Below are 17,177 nucleotides of genomic sequence, written 5' to 3'. Positions count from 1 at the left end.
GTCTAGGGCAAACCCTAGACAAGATCCCCGTATCCTGCCTTACAATCACTCAACATCAATAAATCGACAAATAAGTCGGTAATTAAGGAGCGCAACTTGGAAATCCGTAATCAAAAAGATTTTGGGGCCGGCCTAATGTATATGGTCATTGGTCTCTTTTTTACCTTCATGGCTACCCAGTACCCAATGGGAACTCCCGCCAAAATGGGGCCTGGATACTTCCCCTTCTGGCTTGGCCTAGTTATGACAGCCCTGGGCTTAATAATCCTAGTGAAGTCACTCAGTGCCAAAGCAGCGATTGAAAAAATCCCTCCTTTCAACTGGAAGGTCATTGGCCTCATTACTGGATCCGTCATTGCATACGGCGCCCTCCTACCAACGATGGGCTTTATCGTAGCGGTCTTCGTTTTGGTATTTATGTCAGCCAGCGCAAGTCATGAATTTCATTGGAAAGGCACTTTAATCAATGCCACATTTCTAATTGTTTTCACTTATTCGGTATTCGTTTTGGGTCTGAAATTGCAGTTCCCATTACTGCCTTTCTTTCTTCAATAACGTACCGGGATACTGAAAATGGACTTATTTGCTAATTTAGCTCTCGGTTTTGATACCGCGTTTACATTACAAAATCTTCTTTACTGTCTGATCGGCTGTGTATTGGGAACCCTGATTGGCGTGTTGCCAGGCTTGGGTCCAATCGCCACTATTGCCATGTTATTGCCAGCTACTTATGCCTTGCCTCCAATCGCTGCATTGATTATGTTGGCTGGTATTTACTACGGCTCACAGTACGGTGGCTCTACAACAGCGATTCTGTTGAACATCCCAGGAGAAACATCCTCGGTGGTTACGGCGATCGATGGCTACCAAATGGCCAGAAATGGTCGAGCTGGTGTTGCATTGTTCACTGCCGGCATGGGTTCATTCTTTGCGGGTTGCGTGGCAACTTTAGTGTTGGCCGCTTTTGCTGCACCCCTCTCACAGTTGGCATTTAAATTTGGGCCCGCTGAATATTTCTCTCTCATGGTCTTGGGTTTGATTGGTGCAGTGGTCTTAGCATCCGGCTCTCTGATCAAAGCGATCGGCATGATCGTCTTGGGTCTTCTAATGGGCTTGATCGGCACCGACGTTAACTCGGGTGTATCGCGTTATGCGTTTGATATTCCTGAATTAAGTGACGGTATTGGTTTCGTAGCTGTTGCTATGGGTGTATTCGGTTTCGCAGAAATCATGGGCAACCTTGAGAAGACCGATGAGGACGAAGGCTTCCTCAATAAGATGACCACCATGATTCCTACCAAGGAAGACGTCAAACGCATGATTCCGTCTATCTTGCGTGGTACTTTTATTGGCTCAATTTTAGGCATCCTGCCAGGCGGAGGAGCAGCCTTGGCATCTTTCGGCGCCTACTCTGTCGAGAAGAAATCCTCCAAATACAGCCATGAGTTTGGTAAAGGTGCGATTGAGGGTGTAGCTGGTCCAGAGTCAGCCAACAATGCTGCTGCTCAAACATCATTTATTCCTTTACTTACCTTAGGTATCCCACCAAACGCAGTGATGGCATTAATGGTTGGCGCGATGACTATTCATAATATTCAGCCTGGCCCACAAGTCATGACCAGCAACCCTGCTTTGTTCTGGGGTCTGATCGCTTCCATGTGGATTGGTAACGTGATGTTGATTCTCTTGAACTTGCCCTTGATTGGTATCTGGGTAAAGTTACTGAAGATTCCTTATCGCTTCATGTACCCAGCCATTCTGGTTTTCTGCTGTATCGGCGTCTATACCGTAAACAACACTGTGTTTGACGTATACGTGACCGCTGCCTTCGGCATCATTGGTTACCTCTTTTTCAAACTGGGTTGCGAACCGCCTCCATTGCTTTTGGGCTTCGTACTTGGACCAATGATGGAAGAGAACTTCCGCCGCGCATTATTGTTATCCCGTGGCGATTTCACTACCTTCCTGACTCGTCCACTTTCCTTGGGATTGCTGATTGCATCAGCACTCTTGGTGGTCATGGTTACCTTGCCGGCAGTCAAGAAGACTCGCGAAGAGGCGTTTGTCGAAGACTAATTGCCTTAGACCTACCGGAAACGAGCCCGCAGCTGTTTGCGGGCTTTTTCTTTATGGGCGGGGGTTTTCTCTACAATATGGCTATGTCCCAAGATAGCAAACCTTCCAAAGCAAATGCCGGCGCTGTAGCCGAATCGTCTAATTTCTTGCGTCAGATCATCGATCATGATTTGGCAAGCGGGGCTTTTGCACAGCGCACCAATCTTGCTGGGGAATCTATCCCATCGATCATCACCCGCTTTCCACCAGAACCTAATGGCTACTTACATATTGGTCACGCTAAAAGCATTTGTCTGAACTTTGGATTAGCTGCTGATTACAACAATCAAGCTGGGGGTGCGCGCTGCAATATGCGTCTAGATGACACCAACCCAGTTAAAGAGGATGTGGAATACGCCGACAGCATTTTGGATGCAGTGAAGTGGCTAGGTTTTGATTGGGGAACCCATCTTTATCACGCAAGCGACTACTTTGACAAACTCTATGAGTTTGCTGAAATCTTGATTCAGAATGGCAAAGCGTATGTCGATAGCCAAAGTGCTGATGACATTCATGCCAATCGAGGTAACTTTGGCCAAGCTGGAAAAAATAGTCCTTACCGCGATCGCAGCCCAGAAGAGAATCTCTCCTTGTTCCGCGAAATGCGTGATGGGAAGTTCAAGGATGGCGAGCATGTATTGCGCCTGAAAATTGACATGACGCATCCCAACATTGTGATGCGTGATCCCGTGGTTTACCGCATCCGCCATACCGATCACCACCGCACTGGCAGCAAATGGTGCATTTACCCTTTATATGACTTCACACATTGCATCTCTGACGCATTAGAGAATGTCTCCCACTCCATCTGCACACTAGAGTTCGAGAACAACCGCCCCTTGTACGATTGGATTGTGAATTCATTAAAAGAATTGGGTGTCTTTAAAGACCCGGTGCCACATCAATATGAGTTCGCACGCCTCAACCTGACTTACACCATCACCAGCAAACGTAAGTTACTGCAGCTTGTAGAAGAAAAGCATGTTGAGGGTTGGGATGATCCTCGAATGCCAACCATCGTAGGCATTCGTCGCCGTGGTTACACTCCTGAAAGTATTCGCTTATTTTGCGAGCGCATTGGTGTCTCTAAAGCTGATAGCTGGATTGATATGAGCACCCTTGATCAAGCATTACGCGATGATCTAGAAGTCAGGGCTCCACGCGCTACTGCGGTACTCAAACCACTCAAGCTCGTAGTGGAAAACTTTGATGCCTCAGTAAAAGAAGCATGCTCTGCTCCACGCCATCCGAATCAACCCGAGTGGGGCAATCGTGAATTTCATTTCACGCGCGAACTGTGGATTGAAGCAGACGACTTTATGAAGGAACCCATCAAGGGATTCTTCAGACTTTATCCACCGATTGGAGATCAGCCTGGTAGCCGTGTTCGCTTACGCCATGGCTTTGTAGTGGAATGCACTGGTTTTGAAACCGACGCACAAGGGAATGTCACCCAAGTCAACGTGACACACTTTCCCGATAGCAAGAGCGGCACCGCTGGCTCTAATAACTACAAGGTCAAGGGCAATATTCACTGGATTAGCGCGGCTGAAGCGATTCCTGCAGAAGTGCGTCTATACGATCACCTGTTTAGCGACCCCCACCCAGATAGTGGTGACAAGAATTTCTTAGAATCGATCAATCCAAATTCAAAGCAAACAATTGCCGCTTACTTAGAACCCTGCATGAAAGATGCCAAAGCAGAAGATCAATTCCAGTTCGAGCGTCACGGCTACTTTGTTGCAGACAAGAATGACTCCAAACCTGGCAAACCAGTATTCAACCGTACGGTTGGCCTCAAGGATTCCTGGAAATAGTTTTTAGAAAATGTCCTACGCTGGGATAGCGTAGCGGTGTTTTTAATTCCGGTAGGCGCTGATTGGTAACCCTGCGTGACTCGCGCATAAAGGACCAAAGCATCGGACTAACAATTTTTTGCAACTCGCCGCCAGGCAATCTGGCTGGCCTTTCCAGACCAAAAGCATCCGCCACTTCATCAAAGTAATCACCCATTTTGGTCTCGCCACCATCACAGGCATTAATGATGCGCTGGGGTTTGCCGTGATAAACCGCTGCACACACTAACCTTGCCAAATCATCGCTGTGAATATGATTGGAATAAGCATCTTCCTCTGGCAGCAATGCGGGTGTTCGCGCCTGAAGCCTCTCAATCGGCAAGCGGTCTGCCGCATAAATTCCCGGGACGCGCAAAATAGTCAAAGTCACTCCATGGGCGGGCGCCCATAAACGGAGAATTCTCTCGGCATCCACCCTTCTTTGCGCACGCTCACTTTGGGGGCTTACTGGGGTAGCCTCACTCACCTTTCCACCCCTATGATCACCGTAAACACCCGTGGTGCTGATATAAATCAGGCGCCTGACGGCATTGGAGCCTTGGGCTAAAATTCGGAGAAGGTTGCGGGTTCGGCAATCACGATTTCCCCCATTTTGAGGTGGCGCTAGATGAATGACGGTTTGAGCTAAACCGCTAAGGCGCCATAAAGACTCTGGATGATCCAGATTACCCAAAATAGGAGTCGCGCCAACCGCCCTCAACTCCTGAAAACGATTCTGTTGAGAAGTCAGTGCCAATACACGATGGCTTCGTGAAAGCTGCTTGGCTACCCGAAGACCAATATCTCCACAGCCAATAATCAGGATTGAAGGTTTACCAAAAGATTGCATAAGTAGCATCGTAACGATTTATTGAAAGGAATGAGAGTGTCTTATCAAGTCACGCTCAAAACGAGCGGCAAACAATTCACCGTCAATCCAGATGAGAATCTTCTGGAGGCCGCTCTTCGCCAAGGCATCAACCTGCCCTATGGCTGTAAAAATGGCGCTTGTGGCTCTTGCAAAGGTAAAGTTTTAGAGGGCCAAGTAACTCATGGTCAGCATAGTGAAAGCGCCCTGAGTAAGGCCGATGAGACTGCAGGTGGCATTCTATTTTGCTGCTCCCATCCCCATTCAGACCTACTGATTGAAGCTCGTGAAGTCCAAGGAGCAGGCGATATTGCGATTCGCAAGGTGCCCTGCCGAGTCAATACGATTACTAAACCTAGTGATGATGTTGCCATTCTCAAACTTCAACTACCTGCTTCAGAACGCTTTCAATTCCTGGCTGGACAGTATTTGGAGTTCCTCCTCAAAGATGGTCAACGCCGCGCTTACTCAATCGCCAACGCGCCTGATCAAGAGGGTCCACTTGAGTTGCATATTCGTCATTTGCCAGGCGGCCTGTTTACAGATTTTGTGTTTGGAGCCGTCACGCCCGCATTAAAAGAAAAAGACATTCTTCGTTTTGAGGGCCCCTTGGGAAGCTTCTTCTTAAGGGAGGATTCTAAAAAACCAATTATTTTTGTTGCAGCCGGCACCGGTTTTGCTCCAATCAAATCCATCATCGAACAAATGCAGGCAAAGAAGATTCATCGACCAATCCATCTTTACTGGGGTGGACGTCGACCCAGCGATCTGTATTTAGATGATTTATGCAAAGCGTGGGGAAAAGAAATCGTCGACTTTAAATACATCCCCGTAATTTCTGATGCCTTGGCAGATGATGCTTGGCAAGGTCGCACTGGCTTTGTGCATCAAGCCGTTATGGCCGACCATCCTAATATGAGGGACTTTCAGGTGTATGCCTGTGGCGCCCCGGTCATGGTCAATGCCGCCAGAAATGACTTCTCAGCCAAGTGTCAATTGCCAGAGGAAGAGTTCTTTGCCGACTCCTTCACCAGCGCGGCTGATTTAGCAACAGCCTAGAGCCTGTAAACCCATTCAGTTAGATAATAGAGCCATTAATTCAAAACCCTTACTTTTCATTATTAAGCCAAGCAGACCAGCATGAATAAGCCAACTCAGACTATTGACACCCACTCAGTCATGTTCATTACCCCACGCCCTGAGGTGATCATGGTCGAGGGTAAAGGCTCATGGCTCACAGATAACAATGGCAAACGCTATTTGGATTTCTTACAAGGCTGGGCTGTTAATTGCTTAGGTCACTGCAACCCAGGAATGATTGAGGCGCTCAATAAACAAGCGAAGACGCTCATTAATCCTAGTCCGGCATTCTTTAACGAACCGATGATTGCCTTATCCAATCTACTGACTGAGAACAGCTGCTTTGACAAAGTCTTCTTTGCCAATAGCGGAGCTGAAGCGAATGAAGGCGCCATTAAATTAGCGCGCAAATGGGGCCAACTCAATAAATCTGGCGCATTTGAGATCATCACGTTTGATCACAGCTTTCATGGCCGCACACTAGCCACAATGAGCGCCTCTGGAAAGCCAAACTGGGACACGATGTTTGCCCCGCAAGTGGCAGGATTTCCAAAGGCAGATTTAAATGACTTGGAATCCGTTAAGAAACTGGTGACCGACAAAACAGTTGCGGTCATGCTTGAACCCGTTCAAGGTGAAGGCGGCGTGATTCCAGCCACTCAAGAATTTATGCGCGAGCTGCGCAAGTTCACCAAAGAAAATAACATTCTGTTAATTGCCGATGAAGTGCAGGCTGGTTGCGGCCGTACCGGCGCGCTCTTTGCCTACCAAAACTACGGCATTGAGCCAGACATCATGACTTTGGGTAAAGGTATTGGTGGTGGTGTTCCACTAGCAGCTCTATTGGCAACTGATGCCGTAGCCTGCTTTGTGCCAGGCGATCAAGGTGGAACCTATAACGGCAACCCACTCATGACTGCCGTCGGCATCAGTGTCATTGAACAGCTGCTAGCCCCAGGGTTTTTGGATAGCGTCAAAGCTAAAGGCGAATTACTCAAGTCTGAATTACTCAAGCTTTGTGCAGAATTTAATCTTGAAGGTGAGCGTGGCGAAGGATTACTACGCGCACTCATGCTTGGAAAAGATATTGGCCCAAAACTGGTTGATCTTGCCAGAGATCGCAGTCCCGAAGGATTGTTGATTAATTCACCAAGACCAAACTTGTTGCGCTTTATGCCTGCTTTAAATGTATCAGACTATGAAATTCGTCAGATGTGTAATATGCTGCGCGAGCTGTTAAAGCAAGTCGGCTAAGCTCTACCCAATTAAGTTTTTGGGTAGAGAAAAAGTCACTTCTTCTGTTACTCCATCAAGCGCTCGAACCTGTCTAGGGCCAAACTCCTGAATTCGACTCACAATCGATTGCGCCAAACTCTCTGGCGCTGATGCGCCCGCAGTTAAACCAACCCGTTTCTTACCAGCAAACCATTCCGGCTTGAGTTGCTCTGGTGCATCCACCATGTAAGAAGGAACGCCTAGCTTTTCAGAAAGTTCACGCAAGCGATTGGAGTTCGAGCTTGTCGCGCTTCCCACCACAATAACGACCTCAACCTGAGGCGCCATAAATTTCACAGCATCTTGACGATTCTGAGTGGCATAACAAATATCTTGCTTGCGGGGCTGAACAATATTGGGAAACTTCATCGTTAGCGCATCGACAATTTCTTTTGTCTCATCTACCGAGAGTGTTGTCTGGGTAACAAATGCAATCTTTTCGTCGGCCGGGAAAGGCAAAGATCCCACATCGCCAACTCTCTCGATTAAGAAGACGCCCTCTTTCACCTGCCCCATCGTTCCTTCAACTTCAGGATGTCCAGCGTGACCAATCATCAATACCGTGAAGCCGTCTTTACACATCTTGACAACTTCAAGATGAACTTTAGTTACCAAGGGACATGTAGCGTCATATACCTGCAAACCCCGCGCCTCGGCATCCTTGCGAACTTCCTGAGAAACCCCATGAGCACTAAATACAACAATGCCGCCTTTGGGAACCTCATGCAATTCATCTACAAATACCGCGCCCTTATCGCGCAACTCATTGACTACATAGGCGTTGTGAACAATTTCATGGCGCACATATATTGGTGCGCCAAAACGATTGAGCGCCTCATTAACGATGTTGATGGCACGATCTACGCCTGCGCAAAAACCACGCGGCTGAGCCATCAAAATTTCTGGTTGATTGGAGTCGCTCATGATTTACAAAATCGCCACAATCTCTGCTTCAAAGGTAACCGGTCTGCCAGCCAATGGATGGTTAAAGTCAAACCAGGCACCCTCTTCATTAATCGATTGCAGCACGCCTGCATATTGAGCGCCACCAGGCGCATTGAACTCAATCACATCCCCAGGATTAAATTCCACATCATCATCGCGACCTTCTTTAAGCGCCTTCAAAGATACCCATTGCACCAAATCTTCTTTGCGCTCACCAAAACTTTCTTCTGGCGCAAGCAGCGCACTTTTTTTCTCGCCAACACCTAAACCTAGCAATACATTCTCAAAGCAAGGAGCAAATTGTCCAGACCCCATCAAAACCGTCGCAGGACGATCGACAAAAGTGTTGATGTAATCCTCCCCGCTGGGCAAAGTGAGCCGATAGTTGAGAGTCAGGTAGGAATTAGGCAAAACAGTAAGCTTGGTCATAAGGTGATTGTATCTAGGCCCACGCTGGCTGTGCACTCTCCCATTACAGACTGGCCAAAAAATCAGCAGCCTCGAGAAAAACTCCGCCTAAATGGCGCGGCGGCTCTTTCTGATGCGGAGCTACTGGCCATCTTTTTGCGGGTTGGGGTTAGGGGCAAAAGTGCTGTTGCCCTAGCCAAGGATCTCCTGCATCACTTTGGTAGCCTCCCGAAACTATTGGCCAGCACCCCTGAAGAATTCACGCGCCTCCATGGCATGGGGCTTTCTAAGTGGTCTCAAATTCAGGCGGCATATGAGCTAGTGAAGAGAAGCCTAGAAGATGGCCTGACCCATGACCCCATCTTTTCGTCGCCTAACCACGTCAGAGAGTTCTTGCAGGCCAAAATTGGCCGCCTCCCCCATGAGGTATTTCTATGTCTGTACTTAGACTCCCGCCTTCACCTGATTGAGTGTGATGAGCTTTTTCGGGGGTCTATTACCCAAACAGCCATTTACCCCCGTGAAATCCTGAAAGAAGCCCTTGCTAAGAATGCTAGCGCCTTGATCGTGGCTCACAATCACCCCAGCGGCAATCCATTACCTAGTGATGCAGATCGAAAACTCACCAAGGTGCTAGCAAACGCCTTGCAGCTGGTAGATATTCAGCTCCTGGACCACTGTATTGTGAGTGGCGGCGGTTTTTTCTCATTTTCAGACTCTGGTCTTATGAATATTGACTTTAAATGATAGTAAATGCTAACTTGATAGGCTATTTTTCACCTGGATACCCACTTTATGCCCAATTCCCCCCAAACAAAGCTATTTAGGGCTAGCCGAAAATAGGCTGAGACTGATACAATCTTTTCTTTTCGCAATTAATGGAGTTATGTCATGGCAAAAGTTTGCCAAGTCACTGGGAAGAAGCCGATGGTTGGCAACAATGTATCCCATGCAAACAATAAAACGAAGCGTCGCTTTTTGCCGAATTTGCAAAACCGTCGTTTCTGGGTTGAATCTGAAAACCGTTGGATTAGCTTGCGCTTAACCAATGCTGGTTTGCGCGTTATCGACAAGAACGGCATCGATGCTGTGTTGTCTGATCTTCGTGCACGTGGCGAAATTTAAGGAGCGCACAAATGGCTAAAGGCGGCAGAGAAAAAATCAAGTTAGAGTCATCAGCAGGTACTGGTCACTTCTATACAACTTCAAAAAACAAGCGTACAAAGCCTGAGAAAATGGAGATCATGAAATTCGATCCAACCATTCGCAAGCACGTTGCTTACAAAGAAACAAAGCTAAAGTAATCTTTACTTCAAGCAAATAAAAAACCCGCTTCATCAGCGGGTTTTTTATTGCCTAGAAATTCTTCCAAGCACTGAGTTCGAAATTTTTCTTTTAAGCGTAACGACGTAATCTCAAAGAGAATTCGCGCAGACTTGTTAAGCCACTGTCTTCGGCACGCTGACACCAAGCATGCAGCTGAGAAAGTAATTGTTCTTTGGTAGCGTTAGAGCGACCCCAGATAGCTTGTAGATCACGACGCATCTCAATCATCTTGCGTAGCTGAGCATTGCTCGCCATGAGCTCTTCAAGCTTTGCTTTCTCTTGCTCAGTCAAACGAGATTCATCTTTAGCCAGCCAAGTGCGAGCATCACCTAAGTGAGCAGCCAAGACCTGCATGTGCTGGACTTCATTACTAAAAAAGTTGCGCAATGTCTTACTGTAGCGCGCCATGATTTCATAGCGGTTCGCAATGATGGCCTCTAAAGTACTATGATCAGCAGGACGCAAATCACTCAGCACCGGCTTAGGAGGAGTCTTCTTCACAGTAGCTAAGCCAACTGCGCTCATGATCTGGATATACATCCAACCAATATCAAACTCATACCATTTGTTTGATAGCTTCGCACTCGTTGCAAAGGTGTGGTGATTGTTATGCAACTCTTCACCGCCAATCAAAATACCCCAAGGAACAATATTTCGGGAAGCATCTTCATTATCAAAATTACGGTAGCCCCAATAGTGGCCAATGCCGTTAATAATGCCGGCTGCAGTAATCGGAATCCAGAGCATTTGCACTGCCCAAACTGTTAGGCCGATTGCGCCAAACAAAAATACATCGATGATGAGCATGATGGCAACGCCCTGCCAAGAAAACTTAGAGTAGATATTGCGCTCGATCCAATCATCTGGAGTGCCGTGACCAAATTTATTTAAGGTCTCTTGATTGGCTGCTTCATTTTTATAGAGCTCAGCACCGCGAGATAGCACTGTATTGATTCCCAAAATCTGTGGGCTATGAGGATCATCAATGGTTTCACATTTAGCGTGGTGCTTGCGATGAATGGCGGCCCATTCTTTGGTTACCATGCCTGTGGTTAGCCAAAGCCAAAAGCGGAAAAAATGGGAAATGATTGGATGCAGATCCAAAGCCCGGTGCGCTTGGCAGCGGTGCAAGAAAATCGTCACCGCAGCAATCGTGATATGAGTCACTACCAGAGTGAAGACGGTAATCTGCCACCAAGACCAATCTAAATATCCATTAGCTAGCCAATGGAGGAACAAATCAAAACTTGAAGCTGTATTCAAAAGGGAATCCCTAAAGAGGTCTAAAACTCTATTTTAGTTCTTTAGGGGTCTTCTTGTTTTTGACCTTAGTCTCTTTTTGAGGGTCTTTTTCTGACTCGACAACTGGGGCAGCAGCCTTTTTCTGAAATACAGCTCCAAAAAAGCCATCTGTTCCATGAATATGGGGCCACAACTGCCACCAAGGATTATCCGAACTACAGCCTATCGGTAATTTATCCTTTGGAAACAATGGCTTAAGTACTTCAGCTGCTGGAACAGCCTCAAATTGAGGGTGTTTTGCCAAAAAATCTTCGGCAATCGCTTGATTCTCCTGAGGCAAGAGGCTGCAAGTGGCGTAAACCAAGCGTCCACCTGGTTTGAGCAAGCGCGCGGCTGAGGTCAAGATATTCATCTGCTTCTGATTGAGCTCCAAGACTCCGGCAGGGGTCTGGCGCCACTTCAGATCAGGATTGCGTCGCAAGGTACCCATACCGCTACAAGGGGCATCCACTAGAACACGGTCAATCTTGCCTGCCAAGCGCTTGATCTTGGCGTCATTCTCACTATCAATCCACACAGGATGAACGTTTGAAAGGCCGCTACGGGCCTGTCTTGGTTTCAAATTCGCCAAACGACGCTCTGATGTATCTAAAGCATACAAACGCCCTGTAGAGCGCATGATCGCTCCAATGGCCAAAGTCTTGCCGCCAGCTCCAGCGCAAAAGTCAACAATCATCTCACCGCGTTTAGGCGCGAGTAAATAGGCCAAAAGCTGACTACCTTCATCCTGAACCTCAAACATGCCCGCTTTAAAACCGGGGGTATTTTGCAGAGCAGGCTTACCCATAATGCGCACACCATCAGGCGCATAAGGAGTTGGAATTGCTTGATAGCGACCACCCAATGCATTCATCTGCACGAGCAGCTCTTCGCGATTGGTTTTCATGGTGTTCGCGCGCAAATCTAACAGTGCTGGATGCATTAATGATTTAGCCAAATCTTCGCGAGCTTCTTCACCGGGATATTTTCCAAAGGCATCCCACAACCACTCTGGCAGATTGTTCCGCACGAGAGGATTTAATGCCGTAGGATCAACTGTTGCAAAACGCTGTAGCCACTCATACTCACCGGGCTTTAGTACATGCGCTAAGTCAGCAATTGCACTCTCCGCACGATTCGCAGAACCCAATCCGCCTTCAGACAGAGCGGACAGCAAACCCAATAGGGCTAGGCGTCTAGACTGAGAGCCTTCGCCACTTGAGGCAAATTGGGAGAACTCATTCTTACGGCGCAAAATGGCAAACGCACTCTCGGCAATCAACGCACGATCGCGATTTCCGAGTTGCTTCTCTTCTCTGAAATAACGACTGACTACTCGGTCAGCTGGCTGTTCAAAACTAAGCAATTCGGGAAGTAAACGCTCAAGATGAATTGCATGCTGTGGCAATGCCTTTGCATTCGAGAAATTCTTCTGACCTTCTGGTGCAATTAAATTACCGCTAGCGTTGCGACGCTCGGGACGACGCAGCGGATCTTTCGATTTAGCCGCGTAACTTTTGTGGGGGGCTAATCTGCTACCAGATTTGCGGGGTGGACGTTCTGCACTCATAATTTAAAAAATTGCGACTCCGGGGGTTGTAACTTCACTTGATTACCATCTATGCGCAATCGTCCATCAAGGAACCATTTTACGGCCCGCGGGTAAATTTGATGCTCAGCAGACAAAACACGGGCAGCTAAGGTGTCAGCATCGTCACTTTCCAGCACTGGAACTGAGGCCTGACAAATAATGGGGCCCTCGTCTACACCCTCATTTACGAAGTGAACGGTGGCACCATGCTCCTTCACTCCAGCCTCCAAAGCCCGCTCGTGGGTATGCAAACCGGGGAAGGCGGGTAATAAGGCTGGGTGGATATTGATCAATCGACCCTCAAAATGGCGAATAAAGCCCGGGGTCAAAATTCTCATAAAGCCCGCAAGAACCACCAAATCAGCCCCTAAGGCATCAATCTGCTTAATTAAGGCGGCATCAAAGGATTCTCGGGTCGCGTGCTCCTTATGCTCGATGGTAAAGGCGGGAATGCCCTGCGAACGAGCAAAATCAAGGCCCTTAGCCGCTGAGTGATTCGCTATAACCCCAGCAAAAGTGACTGGCCAGTGCTCTTTTTGAGCCGTTTTGACGATGGCCTCGAAATTAGATCCGCGGCCGGAGATTAAGGTGACGATAGAAGGCATGCCCACAATATAATTGATGGCTACCCTGAAAGCGATTTTGTGAACGTATTCCGTGGCCCCACCCAGTTTTCTGCAGGACCAGCTTGTGCCCTAACCATCGGTAATTTCGATGGCGTGCACAGGGGTCATCGCGCCCTACTCAAGGAACTGGTTAACGGCGCCAAGGATCGAGGCCTAGTCAGTTGTGTAATGACCTTTGAGCCGCACCCAAAAGAATTCTTTTCTCCCGAACAGGCGCCGCCACGCATTCTCAATTTGCGTGACAAATTAGCGGCCCTTGCCGAACTTGGTATAGACCGCGTTGTTGTTGAGCATTTCAATTCTGCTTTTGCCAAACTGTCGCCTGAAGAATTTGTTTCAGAAATTATTGTCAAACGTCTGAACGCCAAATGGATTTTGATTGGTGATGATTTTTGCTATGGCGCAAAACGCGCAGGAAACTTTGCTAACTTAAAAGCTGCTGGTGAAAAATATGGCTTCGAAGTATCTAGCCTCCAAACTATTCAAGAAAATGGTGAACGCATTTCAAGTTCTGCACTTCGTACTGCGCTAGCTTCTGGTGACATGCAGTTAGCAGAAAAATTATTAGGGCGTCCTTACGGAATATCTGGGCACGTGCTTCATGGTCAGAAGCTAGGACGTCAACTTGGGTTCCCCACTTTGAATTTAGCGGTTGCCAATCATCTCCACCATCGCAAACCGGCAACGACCGGAATCTTCACTGCACAAGTGTTAGGCTTAAGCGATAAGCCACTGCCTGCTGTGGCGAGCTTGGGTGTTAGACCAACAGTGGAAGATGAAGGCAGAGTATTGCTAGAAACTCACATTTTTGATTACAACGCGGATGTTTACGGAAAAATTATTACCGTAGAACTATTAGAAAAAATCCGTGATGAGGCGAAGTATCCGGACCTCGAAACCCTTACACAAGCGATTGCAGCAGATGCAACACATGCCAGAAATTATTTCCAGAAAAAAGCTTATGTCTGAAAAAGAAAACTCTTATCCCGTCAATCTACTAGATACTTCTTTCCCAATGCGAGGAGATCTAGCTAAGCGCGAACCACAATGGGTAGCTGGCTGGCAAAAAAACAAGCTCTACGAAAAGATTCGTGCGGCCCATGCCAATCAACCAAAATTCATTCTGCATGATGGCCCTCCATATGCAAATGGCGATATTCATATTGGACACGCAGTAAACAAGATTTTGAAAGACATGATCGTCAAATCACGCTGGCTCATGGGCTTTGACTCTGTTTATGTACCCGGCTGGGATTGCCATGGTATGCCGATTGAAATTCAGATTGAAAAAGAGTTTGGCAAGAATTTACCAACTGCCGAAGTGCAATCCAAAGCACGTGCCTATGCTCATGTTCAAGTGGAAAAACAGAAGAAAGATTTTGAACGCTTAGGTGTATTAGGTGATTGGAATAACCCCTACCTCACTATGAACTTCCGCAATGAGGCTGATGAAATTCGTGCCCTTGGGAAAATCTGGGAAAAAGGATATGTCTTCCGCGGATTGAAACCGGTGAACTGGTGCTTTGATTGTGGCTCCGCGCTAGCTGAAGCGGAAGTGGAATACCAAGATAAAACTGACCCAACGGTGGATGTTGGCTTTGCCTTTGATGATGTACAGCGCCCACAGCTGGCAAAAGCATTTGGACTTGCTGAGCTACCAAATAAACCAGGTCAAATTGTCATCTGGACAACAACTCCTTGGACCATTCCTGCCAACCAAGCAATGAATGTCCACCCAGAACTTACTTACGCCTTAGTAGATGTTGGCAACAAGTTATTAATTCTGGCAAAGGACCGAGTTGAGATTTGTTTGCAAGACTATGGTCTAGAGGGCGAAGTGATTGCCACTTGCCAGGGTGCTCAATTGGCAAACATTTCTTTCTGGCATCCGCTAGCGCCATTGCATGAGGGCTATAAGCGTCTCTCACCTATTTATCCGGCAGAGTACGTTACCTTAGATACCGGTACTGGCATTGTTCACTCTGCGCCCGCTTATGGCGAGGAGGACTTTAAGTCTTGTAAAGCCAATAAGCTTGCTGATAAAGATATTCTGAATCCAGTCATGGGTAATGGCGTTTACGCATCTTGGTTGCCACTCTTCGCCAATGAATATATCTGGAAAGCCAATCCCAAAATTGTTGAAGCTATGCGCGAAGCAGGCAGTCTCCTGCGTGATAAAACGTATACCCACTCATACATGCATTGCTGGCGTCACAAGTCGCCTATTATTTATCGCGCAACCTCACAATGGTTTGCCAGCATGGACAAGAAACCGTCCGATGGCAAAGCAAGTTTGCGTGAGACTGCATTAGCGGGCATCGATAGCACTGAGTTCTTCCCGGCATGGGGTAAACAACGTCTTAACAGCATGATTGCCAATCGTCCGGACTGGACTTTGTCACGTCAGCGCCAATGGGGCGTGCCAATGGCGTTCTTTGTACATAAGGAAAGTGGTGAACCACATCCACGTACTGTTGAACTACTCGAAGAAATCGCTAAGCGTGTAGAAAAAGAAGGTATTGAAGCCTGGCAAAAATTGGAAGTTGCCGAGCTTCTGGGCGAAGAAGCTGCCCAGTATGAAAAGAACCGTGACACCTTAGATGTCTGGTTTGATTCTGGAACAACCCATTGGCATGTCATTCGTGGATCGCACCGTGATGAGTTATTAACTGCTGACGCAGAAACACCAAACGGTCGCTTGGCTGATTTATATCTCGAGGGTTCAGACCAACATCGTGGTTGGTTCCACTCCTCATTGCTGACTGGCGCCATGCTCGATGGCAAGCCACCATATAAGGCACTCCTTACGCATGGCTTTACCGTCGATGGTCAAGGCCGCAAGATGAGTAAATCTGTGGGCAATGTGATTGCGCCTCAACAAGTTGCCGACAAACTCGGTGCTGAGATCATTCGCCTCTGGGTTGCCTCTACCGACTACTCAGGTGAAATGACGATCTCAGACGAGATTCTCAAACGCGTTACTGAGAGCTATCGTCGTATTCGTAATACTTTGCGTTTCTTGCTAGCCAACCTATCAGATTTTGATCCTAGCAAGCACACGATGCCTGCTGAGCAGTGGCTTGAGATTGATCGCTACGCAGTTGCTCTTGCTAATCAATTGCAGAGTGATACGGAGGCGCATTACAAAGCATATGAATTCCAACCAGCAGTAGCTCGCATGCTGTCTTTCTGCTCCGAGGACTTGGGCGGCTTCTATTTGGATATTCTGAAGGATCGCCTCTACACGAGCGCACCCGACTCTCCTGACCGTCGCGCTGCTCAGAACGCCCTATTCCATATCACCCGAAACCTCTTAAAGTGGCTATCGCCATTCCTCTCCTTCACCGCAGAGGAGGCCTGGAAAGACTTCCCCCATGGCTCAGGCAGCAAGCCTGCAGAATCGATCTTTATGGAAGAGTTTGGCAAGTTCCCTGAGATTGCTCATGCTGAGGAATTGCTGGCTAAATGGAATCGTATTCGTGAAATTCGTTCTGAAGTAACTAAAGCAATTGAGATTGAGCGCGAAGCAGGTAATGTAGGCTCATCGCTGCAAGCTGAACTCACGATCAAAGTCGGTGATGTTGATTTCGCCATCCTCCACTCATTAGAAGATGATTTACGCTTTGTAACCATCACCTCTAGCGCCAATACTGAACTCAGTAATGAGGGGTTAGAAGTTTTGGTACGCGGTAGCCAATATAAAAAATGTGGGCGCTGCTGGCATCACACCAAAGATGTAGGAAGCAATGCCGACCATCCAGAATTATGTGGTCGCTGTATTAGCAACTTGTTTGGTGATGGTGATCACCGCCTCTTCGCTTGAGTAG

Annotated in this window: 16 protein-coding genes; 10 read left to right on the top strand and 6 right to left on the bottom strand. The window is 47.6% G+C overall.

Features of this window, described 5'->3' with window-relative positions; translation table 11 throughout:
- Nucleotides 1-96: 96 nt before the first annotated feature.
- The 3 genes from ICN34_RS01440 to ICN34_RS01430 all read left to right on the top strand — a co-directional run bounded on the left by ICN34_RS01440 (nucleotide 97) and on the right by ICN34_RS01430 (nucleotide 3,932).
- On the top strand, nucleotides 97-555 hold the full coding sequence (locus ICN34_RS01440) for a tripartite tricarboxylate transporter TctB family protein (RefSeq protein WP_072582849.1): 459 nt from the start codon (nucleotides 97-99) through the stop codon (nucleotides 553-555).
- A gap of 18 nt (nucleotides 556-573) precedes the next feature.
- Nucleotides 574-2,076 carry a tripartite tricarboxylate transporter permease gene (locus ICN34_RS01435; RefSeq protein WP_072582848.1) on the top strand — a complete coding sequence of 501 codons (1,503 nt, stop codon included), beginning with the start codon at nucleotides 574-576 and terminating at the stop codon, nucleotides 2,074-2,076.
- Nucleotides 2,077-2,159: 83 nt separating this feature from the next.
- A complete protein-coding gene (locus tag ICN34_RS01430; protein ID WP_216120419.1) occupies nucleotides 2,160-3,932 on the top strand; it encodes a glutamine--tRNA ligase/YqeY domain fusion protein in 1,773 nt (590 codons plus the stop codon).
- On the opposite strand, the gene ICN34_RS01425 is transcribed toward ICN34_RS01430, so the two are convergent.
- Nucleotides 3,913-4,809: an SDR family oxidoreductase gene (locus ICN34_RS01425; protein ID WP_255538548.1), complete on the bottom strand. Its 897-nt coding sequence runs from the start codon at nucleotides 4,807-4,809 to the stop codon at nucleotides 3,913-3,915. The genes ICN34_RS01430 and ICN34_RS01425 overlap by 20 nt on opposite strands.
- Nucleotides 4,810-4,836: 27 nt before the next feature.
- Between ICN34_RS01425 and ICN34_RS01420 the strand changes: the two genes are divergently transcribed.
- Nucleotides 4,837-5,877 carry a 2Fe-2S iron-sulfur cluster-binding protein gene (locus ICN34_RS01420; RefSeq protein ID WP_216120417.1) on the top strand — a complete coding sequence of 347 codons (1,041 nt, stop codon included), beginning with the start codon at nucleotides 4,837-4,839 and terminating at the stop codon, nucleotides 5,875-5,877.
- Between the two features lie 81 nt (nucleotides 5,878-5,958).
- Nucleotides 5,959-7,152, top strand: a complete 1,194-nt coding sequence (locus ICN34_RS01415) for an acetylornithine transaminase (protein WP_216120415.1) — start codon at nucleotides 5,959-5,961, stop codon at nucleotides 7,150-7,152.
- A gap of 3 nt (nucleotides 7,153-7,155) precedes the next feature.
- On the opposite strand, the gene ispH is transcribed toward ICN34_RS01415, so the two are convergent.
- Both ispH and ICN34_RS01405 read right to left on the bottom strand, forming a co-directional pair.
- Nucleotides 7,156-8,097: a 4-hydroxy-3-methylbut-2-enyl diphosphate reductase gene (gene ispH, locus ICN34_RS01410; RefSeq protein ID WP_216120413.1), complete on the bottom strand. Its 942-nt coding sequence runs from the start codon at nucleotides 8,095-8,097 to the stop codon at nucleotides 7,156-7,158.
- Nucleotides 8,098-8,100: 3 nt separating this feature from the next.
- On the bottom strand, nucleotides 8,101-8,547 hold the full coding sequence (locus ICN34_RS01405; protein WP_072582845.1) for a peptidylprolyl isomerase: 447 nt from the start codon (nucleotides 8,545-8,547) through the stop codon (nucleotides 8,101-8,103).
- Nucleotides 8,548-8,577: 30 nt separating this feature from the next.
- Here ICN34_RS01405 and radC point away from each other — a divergent pair, with 30 nt between their 5' ends.
- The 3 genes from radC to rpmG all read left to right on the top strand — a co-directional run bounded on the left by radC (nucleotide 8,578) and on the right by rpmG (nucleotide 9,830).
- A complete protein-coding gene (radC, locus tag ICN34_RS01400; protein WP_370623942.1) occupies nucleotides 8,578-9,273 on the top strand; it encodes a DNA repair protein RadC in 696 nt (231 codons plus the stop codon).
- A gap of 144 nt (nucleotides 9,274-9,417) precedes the next feature.
- Nucleotides 9,418-9,651 (top strand): 50S ribosomal protein L28, encoded by a 234-nt coding sequence (gene rpmB / locus ICN34_RS01395; protein ID WP_011903570.1) that lies wholly within the window; start codon nucleotides 9,418-9,420, stop codon nucleotides 9,649-9,651.
- Between the two features lie 11 nt (nucleotides 9,652-9,662).
- A complete protein-coding gene (rpmG, locus tag ICN34_RS01390) occupies nucleotides 9,663-9,830 on the top strand; it encodes a 50S ribosomal protein L33 (RefSeq protein WP_015421876.1) in 168 nt (55 codons plus the stop codon).
- Nucleotides 9,831-9,921: 91 nt separating this feature from the next.
- Here rpmG and ICN34_RS01385 read toward each other — a convergent pair whose 3' ends face one another.
- The 3 genes from ICN34_RS01385 to purN are packed head-to-tail and all read right to left on the bottom strand — an operon-like array spanning nucleotide 9,922 to nucleotide 13,329.
- Nucleotides 9,922-11,115: an acyl-CoA desaturase gene (locus ICN34_RS01385; protein WP_216120410.1), complete on the bottom strand. Its 1,194-nt coding sequence runs from the start codon at nucleotides 11,113-11,115 to the stop codon at nucleotides 9,922-9,924.
- 28 nt (nucleotides 11,116-11,143) lie between these two features.
- Complete coding sequence (locus tag ICN34_RS01380; protein ID WP_216120408.1) at nucleotides 11,144-12,703, bottom strand: RsmB/NOP family class I SAM-dependent RNA methyltransferase; 1,560 nt, start codon at nucleotides 12,701-12,703, stop codon at nucleotides 11,144-11,146.
- The gene (gene purN / locus ICN34_RS01375; protein WP_216120406.1) at nucleotides 12,700-13,329 is read right to left on the bottom strand and encodes a phosphoribosylglycinamide formyltransferase; all 630 of its coding nucleotides are present in this window, start codon (nucleotides 13,327-13,329) and stop codon (nucleotides 12,700-12,702) included. The genes ICN34_RS01380 and purN overlap by 4 nt, the downstream gene beginning before the upstream one ends.
- Before the next feature lie 39 nt (nucleotides 13,330-13,368).
- Between purN and ICN34_RS01370 the strand changes: the two genes are divergently transcribed.
- A complete protein-coding gene (locus ICN34_RS01370) occupies nucleotides 13,369-14,319 on the top strand; it encodes a bifunctional riboflavin kinase/FAD synthetase (RefSeq protein ID WP_216120404.1) in 951 nt (316 codons plus the stop codon).
- Entirely contained in the window at nucleotides 14,294-17,173 is a 2,880-nt protein-coding gene (gene ileS / locus ICN34_RS01365; protein WP_370623950.1) for an isoleucine--tRNA ligase, read from the top strand. Before ICN34_RS01370 ends, ileS begins: the two co-directional genes overlap by 26 nt.
- The last annotated feature ends 4 nt before the right edge of the window (nucleotides 17,174-17,177 follow it).

Source organism: Polynucleobacter sp. Tro8-14-1, from assembly GCF_018881655.1.
In the GTDB taxonomy this organism is placed as follows: Bacteria; Pseudomonadota; Gammaproteobacteria; order Burkholderiales; family Burkholderiaceae; genus Polynucleobacter.
Note: the sequence above shows the minus strand (reverse complement) of the source record. Positions and strands in the feature narration are given on the sequence as shown.

Coding starts and splice junctions, on each gene's coding strand:
- ICN34_RS01405 (WP_072582845.1), bottom strand. CDS start 8,547: ATGACCAAGCTTACTGTTTTGCCTAATTCCTACCTGACTCTCAACTAT.
- rpmB (WP_011903570.1), top strand. CDS start 9,418: ATGGCAAAAGTTTGCCAAGTCACTGGGAAGAAGCCGATGGTTGGCAAC.
- purN (WP_216120406.1), bottom strand. CDS start 13,329: ATGCCTTCTATCGTCACCTTAATCTCCGGCCGCGGATCTAATTTCGAG.
- ICN34_RS01425 (WP_255538548.1), bottom strand. CDS start 4,809: ATGCTACTTATGCAATCTTTTGGTAAACCTTCAATCCTGATTATTGGC.
- ICN34_RS01430 (WP_216120419.1), top strand. CDS start 2,160: ATGTCCCAAGATAGCAAACCTTCCAAAGCAAATGCCGGCGCTGTAGCC.
- ICN34_RS01415 (WP_216120415.1), top strand. CDS start 5,959: ATGAATAAGCCAACTCAGACTATTGACACCCACTCAGTCATGTTCATT.
- ispH (WP_216120413.1), bottom strand. CDS start 8,097: ATGAGCGACTCCAATCAACCAGAAATTTTGATGGCTCAGCCGCGTGGT.
- ICN34_RS01380 (WP_216120408.1), bottom strand. CDS start 12,703: ATGAGTGCAGAACGTCCACCCCGCAAATCTGGTAGCAGATTAGCCCCC.
- ICN34_RS01435 (WP_072582848.1), top strand. CDS start 574: ATGGACTTATTTGCTAATTTAGCTCTCGGTTTTGATACCGCGTTTACA.
- rpmG (WP_015421876.1), top strand. CDS start 9,663: ATGGCTAAAGGCGGCAGAGAAAAAATCAAGTTAGAGTCATCAGCAGGT.